The sequence below is a fragment of the Paraburkholderia caffeinilytica genome, from assembly GCF_046030355.1.
Taxonomy (GTDB): Bacteria; Pseudomonadota; Gammaproteobacteria; order Burkholderiales; family Burkholderiaceae; genus Paraburkholderia; species Paraburkholderia caffeinilytica_B.
The window spans coordinates 250476-262775 of the sequence record NZ_JAQQCQ010000008.1 but is presented as its reverse complement, the minus strand read 5'-3'; the positions used below and the strand labels follow the sequence as shown (position 1 = coordinate 262775).

7 protein-coding genes are annotated in these 12300 nt (G+C 61.5%); 6 read left to right on the top strand and 1 reads right to left on the bottom strand.

The window, feature by feature from the left end; all coding sequences use genetic code 11:
- Positions 1–22: 22 nt before the first annotated feature.
- Complete coding sequence (gene gcl, locus PQQ95_RS15205) at positions 23–1801, bottom strand: glyoxylate carboligase (protein WP_408438206.1); 1779 nt, start codon at positions 1799–1801, stop codon at positions 23–25.
- Between the two features lie 173 nt (positions 1802–1974).
- On the opposite strand from gcl, the gene PQQ95_RS15200 reads away from it, so the two are divergent.
- The 6 genes from PQQ95_RS15200 (at position 1975) to PQQ95_RS15175 (ending at position 12295) form a co-directional block, all read left to right on the top strand.
- The gene (locus PQQ95_RS15200) at positions 1975–2943 is read left to right on the top strand and encodes a LysR family transcriptional regulator (protein ID WP_408438205.1); all 969 of its coding nucleotides are present in this window, start codon (positions 1975–1977) and stop codon (positions 2941–2943) included.
- Between the two features lie 157 nt (positions 2944–3100).
- On the top strand, positions 3101–5767 hold the full coding sequence (aceE, locus tag PQQ95_RS15195; protein WP_408438204.1) for a pyruvate dehydrogenase (acetyl-transferring), homodimeric type: 2667 nt from the start codon (positions 3101–3103) through the stop codon (positions 5765–5767).
- Between the two features lie 100 nt (positions 5768–5867).
- On the top strand, positions 5868–7466 hold the full coding sequence (gene aceF, locus PQQ95_RS15190) for a dihydrolipoyllysine-residue acetyltransferase (protein WP_408438203.1): 1599 nt from the start codon (positions 5868–5870) through the stop codon (positions 7464–7466).
- A 9-nt stretch (positions 7467–7475) separates the two neighbouring features.
- Positions 7476–9284, top strand: a complete 1809-nt coding sequence (lpdA, locus tag PQQ95_RS15185) for a dihydrolipoyl dehydrogenase (protein ID WP_408438202.1) — start codon at positions 7476–7478, stop codon at positions 9282–9284.
- Positions 9285–9345: 61 nt separating this feature from the next.
- A complete protein-coding gene (locus PQQ95_RS15180) occupies positions 9346–9876 on the top strand; it encodes a phasin family protein (protein WP_408438201.1) in 531 nt (176 codons plus the stop codon).
- A 136-nt stretch (positions 9877–10012) separates the two neighbouring features.
- Entirely contained in the window at positions 10013–12295 is a 2283-nt protein-coding gene (locus PQQ95_RS15175) for an NADP-dependent malic enzyme (protein WP_408438200.1), read from the top strand.
- Positions 12296–12300: the final 5 nt, after the last annotated feature.

Below are 12300 nucleotides of genomic sequence, written 5' to 3'. Positions count from 1 at the left end.
GGATTACGCCGTTCGCACGCCGTCAGTCCAGCAACGAGGTCGCGGTGGGTGCGTCGGCGGTAGGGTCCTGGGCCAGATCTTCAAACTCGGTGATGTTGTCGATCTCGGTGCCCATCGCAATGTTGGTCACGCGCTCCAGAATGACTTCCACGACCACCGGCACGCGGTATTGCTTCAGCCACTTCTGCGCCTGCTCCAGTGCGGGCTGAATTTCCTCAGGCTTGAACACACGGATCGCCTTGCATCCCAAACCCTCGACGACGGCGACGTGATCGACCCCGTACTCACCGATCTCCGGCGCATTCGCGTTTTCGAACGACAACTGGACGCAATAGTCCATCTTGAAGCCACGTTGCGACTGGCGAATCAGACCTAGATACGAGTTGTTCACGAGCACATGAATGTATGGCAGGTTGAATTGCGCACCCACCGCCAGCTCCTCGATCATGAACTGGAAATCGTAGTCGCCCGACAGCGCGACCACCTGACGCGACGGGTCGGCCACGCACACACCCAAAGCCGCCGGAATGGTCCAGCCGAGCGGGCCCGCCTGACCGCAGTTGATCCAGTGGCGCGGCTTGTACACGTGCAGGAATTGCGCGGCCGCAATCTGTGACAGGCCGATGGTGCTGACATAACAGGTCTCCTTGCCGAAGACCTTGTTCATCTCCTCATACACGCGCTGCGGCTTGACCGGCACCTGGTCGAAGTGCGTTTTGCGCAGCAGCGTGCGCTTGCGTTCGCGGCACTGCTCGAGCCACGCGCTGCGATCCCTGAGCTTGCCGGCGGCTTTCCATTCCTTCGCCACCTCGACGAACAACGCGAGCGCGGCGCCGGCATCCGAAACGATGCCCAGATCCGGGCAGAACACACGGCCGATCTGGGTCGGCTCGATGTCCACATGCACGAACGTGCGCCCTTGCGTATAAGTATCGACCCCACCTGTATGGCGATTGGCCCAGCGATTACCTATCCCCAGCACGAAGTCGGACGCGAGCAGTGTTGCGTTGCCGTAGCGATGCGAGGTCTGCAAACCGACCATGCCGACCATCTGCGGATGGTCGTCGGGGATAGTGCCCCAGCCCATCAGCGTAGGGATGACCGGCACACCGGTCGCGTCGGCGAATTCAACCAGCAGCTCAGATGCATTCGCATTGATGATGCCGCCGCCTGCGACGATCAGCGGGCGCTCGGACTCGTTGAGCATCGTCAGCGCTTTCTCGATCTGCGCACGCTTGGCACGTGGCTTATAGACCGGCAGCGGTTCGTAGGTGTCGATATCGAACTCGATTTCAGCCATTTGCACGTCGAATGGCAGATCGATCAGCACGGGCCCCGGGCGTCCGGAACGCATCAGATGGAAAGCCTGCTGGAAGGTGCGCGGCACAAGCGCCGGCTCGCGCACGGTGACCGACCACTTGGTCACCGGTTTGCTAATGGATTCGATATCCACCGCCTGGAAATCTTCCTTGTAGAGACGGGCACGCGGCGCCTGACCGGTAATGCACAGAATGGGTATCGAGTCGGCCTGCGCAGAGTAGAGACCGGTGATCATGTCGGTACCCGCCGGGCCGGAGGTACCGATACAGACACCGATGTTGCCGGCTTCCGCGCGGGTATACCCCTCGGCCATATGTGAAGCACCTTCTACATGGCGTGCCAGCGTATGCGTAATGCTGCCACGGCGCTGCATAGCCGCGTACAAGGGGTTGATCGCGGCGCCCGGAATCCCGAAGGCATGGGTAATTCCCTCTTTCTCCATCACTAATACGGCAGCGTCTGCGGCAGTCATACGGGACATGGCAATCACCTTCTCCGGATTGGGGGGGTTGAGGCTTTAGCGGATGTTAAGTCCGCCCCCGGAGGCTCCACAATGCGAGCAAATTGCATAACAGTTATTCCAGGTCAGCGCAGGAAAGCGCCGCACAAGGGAGCGAAGCTTTGATGTAATGACGACTCAAATGGAGCGTAGACATGGATCGCCTCATGGAACTGCAAATCTTCATGCGTGTGGTCGAGATGGGAGGTTTTTCCAGGGCCGCGCGGGAACTGAAGCTGACCCAGCCTACCGTTACAAAACACATCAACTCCCTGGAAAGCCGGCTCAGCGCAAGGCTGCTCAACCGGAACCAGCGCGCGGTCAGCGTCACGGAAATAGGCGCCCGGTATTACGAGAAATGCAAAAATGTCGTGCGCGACTATGAAGAAGCACAGGAAGTCGTGTTGGGTCGGCAGGCCTATGTGCAAGGCCTCATCCGCGTGGGGACGTCTCTCACGTTCGGACGGCGGATCGTCTCTCCGCTGCTGGTCAAATTCATGCAGGTGCATCCCAACCTGCGTGTGGATGTCAACCACGACGACCGATATGTCGACCTGGTCGCGCTGGGTCTCGATGTCGCCATACGTCTGGGCGCGCTAGCCGATTCATCCCTGGGCGGCCGTTACCTCGGATTGAACCCATGGGTCATGGTCGCGTCGCCGGCTTATCTTGCGCAGCATGGTGAACCGAAGATCCCAGCGGACCTGTCCGGACACGCCTGTCTTATCTATAGCAGTGTTCAGGAGGACGACTATTGGCGTATGCGGACGCCATCCGGCGAGCGGGTGTCGGTGTATCTCAACGGACGCTTAAGGTCGAACAACCTTTCCTCGCTGATCACGGCCGCACGTGCGGGCATGGGTATCACGATCGTCCCGCATTACGTCGCAGCAGACGCCATCTGCGCCGGTGACGTGCGGCAGATCATGGCCGACCATGTGCTTCCCGATCAGGAGATACATGCGGTCTATCCGTCTCCCAAACTGGTCCCCGCCAAGGTGACCGAGTTGATCCTGTTCCTGAAGGAGGCATTCCAGAACGAATGGTGGCTGAACCCATCGTCGTTCGATCAGATGACTCCGCCGAACCATGAAAATATAGCCCTGCCCAGCCTCCAGACGTAGCGATATCCTGCCCGTTTCCGCGGCCACCTGAATAATAAAAATCAGTCTTGTTAGGATGACTACCTTTAATCAAACAACATCTTGATCAGATTATTCTCGCGCGAATTCTTCGGAAAAGCGCGCTTCATCTTCGATCCGAGCAGGGAGTGAGACACTTATGGAAACGATGCCCGACAAAGACCCTCTGGAAACGACTGAATGGCTCGACGCCCTGAAGTCGGTACAGCAACACCGCGGAATCGAGCGGGCAAACTATCTGGTGGACAAGCTGGTACAGGACGCGAGGCGCGAAGGCGCCTACATTCCGTCGACGCTCACCACGGCCTACTGCAACACCATCCCGCCGGAGCGGGAAGAGAAATCGCCGGGCAACCGCGCCATCGAGCACAAGATCCGCTCGGCGATCCGCTGGAATGCCGTGGCGATCATCCTGCGCGCCAACAAGGAATCCTCCGAACTGGGCGGCCATATCGCCAGCTTCCAGTCTTCGGCCCTGCTCTACGACATCGGTTGGGGCCACTTCTGGCATGCGCCCACGGAACAGCACGGCGGCGACCTGATCTATGTGCAGGGCCACGTCTCGCCGGGCGTCTACGCCCGGGCCTTCATTGAAGGCCGTCTGAGCGAAGCACAATTGCTCAACTATCGCCAGGAAGCTGCGGGCAAGGGGATTCCCTCTTATCCGCATCCGTGGCTGATGCCCGATTTCTGGCAGTTCCCTACCGTCTCGATGGGGCTGGGGCCGTTGATGGCCATCTATCAGGCGCGCTTTCTCAAGTATCTCGAAGGACGCGGCCTGGCCAAAACCGAGGGGCGGAAGGTATGGGCATTTCTCGGTGACGGGGAATGCGACGAGCCTGAATCGCTGGGCGCCATTTCGCTCGGCGGACGCGAGCGGCTCGACAACCTGGTCTTCGTGATCAACTGCAATCTTCAGCGGCTCGACGGTCCGGTGCGCGGCAACGGCAAGATCATTCAGGAACTGGAATCCGTATTCCGCGGTGCCGGCTGGAACGTGATCAAGGTTGTCTGGGGAAGCGGCTGGGACCGCCTGCTCGCCAAAGACAAGAGCGGCCTTCTGCTCAAACGCATGGAAGAATGCGTCGACGGCGAATATCAGGACTTCAAATCGAAGAACGGCGCGTACGTGCGCGAACATTTCTTCGGCAAGTATCCGGAATTGAAGGAACTGGTCGCCGACATGAGCGACGACGAAATCTGGCGCCTGAATCGCGGCGGCCACGACCCTGCCAAGGTGTTTGCCGCCTACGCCGCCGCCTCGAAACATCGCGGCCAGCCGACCGTCATTCTCGCCAAGACCGTCAAAGGCTATGGCATGGGCGAATCGGGCGAGGGGCAGATGATCGCCCACCAGGCGAAGAAGATGACGCAGCAATCGCTCACGCAGTTCCGCGATCGTTTCCAGATTCCGATCAAAGACGAGCAGCTTGCCGACATGCCATTCATCAGCTTCGCCGAAGACAGCGAGGAGATGAAATACCTGCGTGAACACCGGGCCGCGTTGGGCGGTTACCTGCCGCAGCGCCGCCGCAAGTCGGACACGCTCGAGATTCCGCCGCTGGCAGCGTTCGAGCGGCTGCTCAAGGATTCGGGCGAGCGCGAGATTTCCACCACCATGGCATTCGTGCAGATGCTGGGAACGCTGGTGCGCGACAAGCAGATCGGCAAGCACGTGGTGCCTATCGTGCCCGACGAATCCCGCACGTTCGGCATGGAAGGCATGTTCCGCCAACTCGGTATCTATTCCGCGGTCGGGCAGCTCTACAAGCCGCAGGATGCCGATCAATTGATGTATTACCGCGAGGACAAGTCCGGTCAGGTCCTGCAGGAAGGGATCAACGAGGCCGGCGCAATGTGCTCGTGGATTGCAGCGGGAACTTCATACAGCACCAACAACGTGCCGATGATCCCGTTCTACATCTACTACTCGATGTTCGGTCTGCAGCGCGTGGGCGATCTGGCGTGGGCCGCGGGCGACATGCGCTGTCGCGGCTTCCTGCTGGGCGGAACGGCAGGCCGCACGACGCTGAACGGAGAAGGACTGCAGCACGAGGACGGTCACAGTCACATCCTTGCGTCCACCATTCCCAACTGCCTGTCTTACGATCCGACCTTCGCTTACGAGGTGGTGGTCATTGTCCGCGACGGCATGCGCCGCATGATGCAGGAGCAGCAGGATGTTTACTACTACATCACGCTGATGAACGAGAACTACCCGCAACCCGCCATGCCGGAAGGCGCCGAGGAAGGCATCGTCAAGGGTATGTATCTGTTCAGGGACGGCGGCAAGCCCAAAGCGAAAAATGCGGCGCACGTGCAACTGATGGGCTGCGGCACGATCCTGCGTGAAGTCATCGCGGCCGCCGACCTGCTGCAGGAAGACTTCGACGTGAGCGCCGACATCTGGAGCGTGACCAGCTTCAACGAACTGCGCCGCGACGGCATGAGCACCGAGCGCTGGAATCTGCTGCATCCCACCGAGGCGCGTCGCAAACCCTACATCGAAACCTGTCTCGAAGATCACGCCGGCCCGGTGATCGCCTCGACCGACTACATGCGGAATTTCGCCGACCAGGTACGCGAGCACATCCCGAGGCGCTACGTCACGTTGGGCACCGATGGGTTCGGACGCAGCGACTATCGGGTCAAGCTGCGCGAGTTCTTCGAGGTGAACCGCTACTACGTCGCCGTGGCCGCATTGAAAGCACTCGCGGACGACGGCGTGATCAAGCCAGCGAAAGTCGAGGAAGCCATCAAAAAGTATGGGCTCGACACCGAGCGCCCCGATCCCTGGACTGTCTAGAAACGCAGATTCTGCGCTCAAGCTTAGACAAGCCGCGTGAGGTGGCGCCGCGCACGGCGTCACCTCACGCAGTAGAAATCGAATCGTTCGTGGGGAAGACATGGCGACTATCAAAGAAATCAAGGTTCCGGACATCGGCGACTTTAACGATGTACCGGTCATCGAGGTCCTGATTCAAGCGGGCGACACCATCAAGGTCGAAGACCCGCTGATCACGATCGAATCCGATAAGGCCACCATGGAAGTGCCCTCATCGGAAGCCGGCGTCGTCAAGGAAGTGAAGATCAAGGTGGGCGACAAGGTCTCGCAGGGGGGGCTGATCCTGTTGCTGGAAAGTACGGATGCCGGCGAGCCGGCGGTGGCAAGCGTGCCCACTGTATCGCCGCCGCCGGCAGCGGTCAGTGCGCCGGCCGGTGTGGCGGAGGTGCGCGTGCCGGATATCGGCGATTTCACGGATGTGCCGGTCATCGAAGTGCTGGTCAAGCCGGGTGATAGCGTGAAGGCGGAAGACCCGCTCATTACGCTGGAATCGGACAAGGCGACCATGGAAGTGCCTGCCCCGCTCGGCGGTGTGGTGCAGGAAATCCTGGTTCGGGTCGGCGACAGCGTATCGGAAGGCGCGGTCATCCTGACACTCGTCACGGGCGCTGTGTCTACCGTTACGAGCAGCGCGCCCGTTGCCGCAACGTCGCCGACAACGAACGCGTCCCCCGCCACCCCGCTGCCGTCACCCGTTGCCCCAACAGCCGCCGCCGGCGTGATCGACGAAACTGCATTCCGGCTTGCTTATGCCGGCCCAGCCGTGCGCAAACTGGCGCGCGAGCTCGGCGTGGATCTGGGCAAGCTAACCGGCACCGGTGACAAGGGCCGCATCATTAGGCAGGATGTCGAAGCATTCGCCAAACGTGGCGACTCGGCCCCGACCCCATCTGCAAGCGCCTCCGCGTCGGCAAGCGGCGCCGGACTTGACCTGCTGCCGTGGCCCAAGGTCGACTTCACGAAATTCGGCGCGATCGAGACGCGGCCGCTCGCGCGTATCAAGAAGATCTCGGCAGCCAACCTGCACCGCAACTGGGTGATGATCCCGCACGTCACCACCCACGACGACGCCGACATCACCGACCTCGAAGCGTTCCGCGTGCAGTTGAACAAGGAAAACGAGAAGGCCGGCGTGAAGCTCTCGATGCTTGCCTTCATGATCAAGGCGGCGACTTTCGCGCTGAAGAAATTCCCCGAATTCAATGCCTCGCTGGACGGCGACAACCTGATCCTGAAGCAGTACTACCACATCGGCTTTGCGGCCGATACGCCCAACGGCCTCGTGGTGCCGGTGATCCGCGACGCGGACAGGAAGGGCGTCATCGAGATCGGCAAGGAAATGGGCGAACTGGCCAAACTCGCTCGCGAGGGCAAGCTGAAGCCGGACCAGATGCAGGGCGGCAGCTTCACGATCTCGTCGCTTGGCGGCATCGGCGGCACGTATTTCACGCCGATCATCAATGCGCCCGAGGTCGCGATCATGGGCGTGTGCAAGTCCTACTGGAAGCAGGTCTCGCCCGACGGCAAACAGTCCGCATGGCGGCTTACGCTGCCGCTCTCGCTGTCCTGGGATCACAGGGTCATCGACGGCGCCGCCGCCGCGCGCTTCAACGTCTATTTTGCCAACCTGCTCGCCGATCTGCGGCGCGTCCTGGTCTAAGGGGAAACCATGTCAAATGCGATCGAAGTCAAGGTTCCCGATATCGGTGACTTCACCGACGTGCCGGTCATCGAGATTCTGGTGAAGGCCGGCGATCAGATCAAGGCCGAAGACCCGCTGCTCATGCTGGAGTCGGACAAGGCCACGATGGAGGTGCCGGCGCCGCGCGACGGCGTTGTCAAGGAAATCCTGGTCCGGGTGGGCGATAAGGTATCCCAGGGAACGACGATCCTGACGCTCGAAGCCGACGGCGCCACGCTCGCCGAATCGCCGCAGGAAAACGTCAGCGGAAGCGGCGGCCCCACTGCGGCCGCCACGCCAACCGCCCCCACCGCACTCCCGGTTGGCGTGCCACTGCCGGCCGGCTCCTACGCCGGTGCGGTCGATATCGAGTGCGAGATGCTGGTGCTGGGTGCCGGACCCGGCGGCTATTCAGCCGCGTTCCGCTCGGCCGATCTGGGGATGAAAACCGTGCTGGTCGAGCGCTACGCGACGCTAGGCGGCGTGTGCCTGAACGTCGGCTGCATTCCGTCGAAAGCGCTGCTGCACACCGCATCGGTCGTGGATGAAGCGAAAGCCATGGCCCATCACGGCATCTCGTTCGCCGCACCGGAGATCGACATCGACAAATTGCGCGGCTTCAAGGAAGGCGTCGTCCGAAAACTGACCGGCGGCCTCGCCGGCATGGCCAAGGCGCGCAAGGTCGAGGTGGTGCGCGGCAGCGGCCGCTTCCTCGACCCGCATCATCTCGAGGTGGATGTCACCGAAGGCAGTGGTCAGGACAAGACTGGCGCAAAGCAGGTCGTGCGCTTTCAGAAAGCGATCATTGCTGCCGGCAGCCAGGCCGTCGCCCTGCCCTTCATGCCCGACGACCCACGTGTCGTGGATTCGTCCGGCGCGCTGGCGCTGCAAGCGATACCTAAGCGGATGCTGGTGATTGGCGGCGGCATCATCGGTCTGGAAATGGCCACTGTCTATTCCACGCTCGGCACTCGCATCGACGTGGTCGAAATGCTCGACGGCATGATGGCGGGCGCCGATCGCGACCTGGTCAAGGTGTGGGAGAAAGTGAATGCGCCGCGCTTCGACAACGTGATGCTGAAAACGAAAACGGTAGGCGCCAAAGCAACGCCGCAGGGCATCGAGGTGAGCTTCGAAGGCGAGAAGGCGCCCCGCGAGCCGCAATGCTATGACCTCGTGCTGGTGGCCGTCGGCCGGCGTCCGAACGGCGGGAAGATCGGCGCAGAACACGCCGGCGTGGCGGTCGGCGAGCGCGGTTTCATTCCGGTGGACAACCAGATGCGGACGAACGTCGCGCACATCTTTGCGATCGGCGACATCATCGGCCAGCCGATGCTCGCGCACAAGGCCGTGCATGAGGCGCATGTGGCTGCGGAAGTAGCGGCTGGTGAAGCGAGCTACTTCGACGCGCGGCAGATTCCGTCGGTGGCCTATACGGACCCTGAAGTGGCCTGGGCTGGCAAGACCGAGGAGCAGTGCAAGGCCGAAGGCATCAAGTACGGCAAGGCGGTGTTCCCCTGGGCGGCCAGCGGCCGGGCGATTGCCAACGGGCGCGACGAAGGCTTTACCAAACTGCTGTTCGACGAAGCGACGCACCGCTGTATTGGCGGCGGCATTGTCGGCACGCATGCGGGCGACCTGATCAGCGAAGTATGCCTCGCCGTCGAGATGGGCTGTGATCCGACCGACATCGGCAAAACCATCCACCCGCATCCGACGCTCGGCGAGTCGATCGGGATGGCCGCAGAGGTATTCGAAGGCGTCTGCACCGATTTGCCTCCCATGAAGAAGAAGTGAATGGCAAAACAAAAAATGATCCTCCCCAACTGCAATACCGCCCTAACCCTGAGGAATGACCATGCTCAAATCGCCTGAAGACCTGTCAGCCGCTACCAGAAAGCAGGTGGAGAATTCCACGCGTTTCGTCGAGCTTTCTCTGGACGGTGCGGAACGTCTGATTCGCCTGCAGATGGACGCCGCTCGCCGCGCGCTGGACGAGAGCGCGGAAATCGCCAGTGCGTTGTCCGGGACGACCGATCCTCAGGAAATCGCTTCCCTGCGGACGAGGCTCGCCGCGCAGAATACTGAGGCCTTGCTCAGCACGTCGAAAGAAGTCTACGAAACCGCCATGCAGTCGCGAAATCAACTGATGGAATTGCTCAATCAGAGTCTCGGTGGAATCGGCAAAGACTTCCCGGCTGCCGCGCAGAAAGCGTTCGCCTCATTGCCCGCGGGCGAGTCCCCGTGGAATGCCTTGCAAATGGTCATGGCGGCAGCCAGTAGCACTGCGGAGCATCTTTTCAAACTGGCCAATCAGGCGACAGCAGTGAGCGGCTTCCCCGGAGCAGAAAAAGCAGCGTCGGCTTCAGGGACAAGCAAGGAGAGCTAGGGCGCTGCCCGATCTCAGGGACAAGGCTCGCGCCAGACAAAGCAATCGGCGCGGCCTCGAAAATAGTCGAGAGCGCGTTCTGCCGATTCACGGGCGGCAAGAAAGAGGCGACAACGCCCCCATTGGAGAAGACACCATGTCAGATAACCTGCGCGATGCGGCGCTCGAATACCACCGGCTTCCGACACCCGGCAAAATTTCGGTCACACCGACCAAGGCCATGGCAACCCAGCGAGATCTGGCGCTGGCCTACTCGCCCGGCGTGGCGGAAGCGTGCACCGCGATCGCCGACAATCCCGGCGAGGTCTACAACCTCACCGCGCGAGGCAATCTTGTCGCCGTCGTAACCAACGGCACGGCCGTGCTCGGGCTAGGCAATATCGGCCCGCTGGCCAGCAAGCCGGTGATGGAGGGCAAGGGGTGCCTGTTCAAAAAGTTTGCCGGCATCGACGTATTCGACATCGAGATCGACGAGCAGGACCCTGACGAACTCGTCAAGATCATCGCCAGCCTGGCGCCGACGTTCGGCGGCATCAACCTCGAAGATATCAAGGCGCCAGAGTGCTTTTATATCGAGCAAAAGCTGCGCGAGCGCATGAAGATCCCGGTGTTTCATGACGACCAGCACGGCACGGCGATCGTCGCAGCTGCGGCCGTCCTCAATGGCCTCAAATGCGTCAACAAGGAGATCGGCAGCGCAAAGCTGGTGTGCTCCGGCGCGGGCGCCGCCGCCCTCGCCTGCCTCGATCTGCTGGTCAGTCTGGGACTGCACAAGGAAAACATTCTGGTGATCGACAGCAAGGGAGTCGTCTATGCCGGACGCAAAGAATCGATGGATCCGAGCAAGGCACGTTACGCGCGAGAGACTCATCTGCGCACGCTCGCTGACAGCATGGATGGCGCCGACATCTTCCTGGGACTGTCGGCGGGCGGCGTACTTAAGCCTGACATGGTCGAGCAGATGGCGCGCGACCCTATCATCCTCGCCATGGCCAATCCCATTCCGGAAATCATGCCCGAAGAGGCCAAAGCTGTGCGGCCGGATGCCGTCATAGGCACGGGCCGCTCGGATTACCCGAATCAGGTCAACAACGTACTGTGTTTTCCGTTTATCTTCCGTGGCGCGCTCGATGTGGGCGCGACGACGATCAACGAGGAGATGAAGCTCGCCACGGTACGCGCGCTCGCGGATCTCACGCATGCCGAAATCCCCGATGTGGTCGCCAGCGCTTATGGCGCCCAGGGTCTGCGCTTCGGTCCGGAATACCTGATTCCCAAGCCCTTCGATCCGCGTCTGATCGAGCGCATTGCGCCGGCGGTCGCCAAGGCGGCGATGGACAGCGGCGTCGCGACGCAACCAATCGCCGACCTCGAGGCCTACCGGCTCAAGCTGCGGCGTTTCATCTATCAGTCCGGCAGCAGCATGGAGCCGGTATTCGCAGCGGCAAAAAAGACCCCAGGACGGGTGGTCTATGCCGAGGGCGAGGAAGAGCGGGTCTTGCGCGCGGCGCAGATCGTGGTCGACGAAGGTATTGCGTATCCGGTGCTGGTTGGCCGCCTGAACGTCATTGCCGAGCGCATCGAGAGCTTCGGACTGCGTCTGAGGCTCGGCGAGAATTGCGAATGCGTGAACGTGCTCGACGATCCCCGTTATCAGGAGACCTGGAACGAGTACTACGCTCTGGTGACGAGAAAGGGCGTGACGCGTGCGCTCGCAAAAGACGAGATGCGCAACCGTACGACGCTGATCGGCGCCATGCTGGTGCGACGCGGCGAAGCCGATGCCATGCTGTGCGGCACCTATGGCACTTATGCCGACCACCTCAAGTATGTGAACGACGTGATCGGCATGCGCCCCGGCGTCAGCACGTTCGCCGCACTGCAGATGCTGATCCTGCCGGACCGCCAGCTGTTTATCTGCGACACGCACGTCAACCTCGATCCGTCCGTCGAACAGATCGCGGAGATGACGCTGCTCGCCGCTGAAGCCGTGCGGCGTTTCGGCATCACGCCGAGCGTCGCGCTGCTGTCCCATTCGAGTTTCGGCAGTTCGAACGCACCGTCGGCACTGAAGATGCGAGACGCGTTGGCGCTGGTTCAGGAACGGGCCCCCACGCTTGCGGTCGACGGTGAAATGCGTGGCGATGCCGCGCTATCCAAGACCATTCTCGACGACGTCTGTCTGGAATCGCGCCTGGTGGAGGAAGCGAACCTGCTCATCATGCCCAACGTCGACGCGGCGAACATCGCGCACAACCTGCTGCGGATGGCGGCCGGTGGCGGCATTACGGTCGGCGCCATCCTGCTGGGCGCGGCGAAACCGGTTCACATCATGACGCCGTCGTCGACCGTGCAGCGCATCGTCAACATGACCGCGGTCGCGGTGGTCGATGCGGCTTCGGAGCGCCTGCAGCGATGATCGAT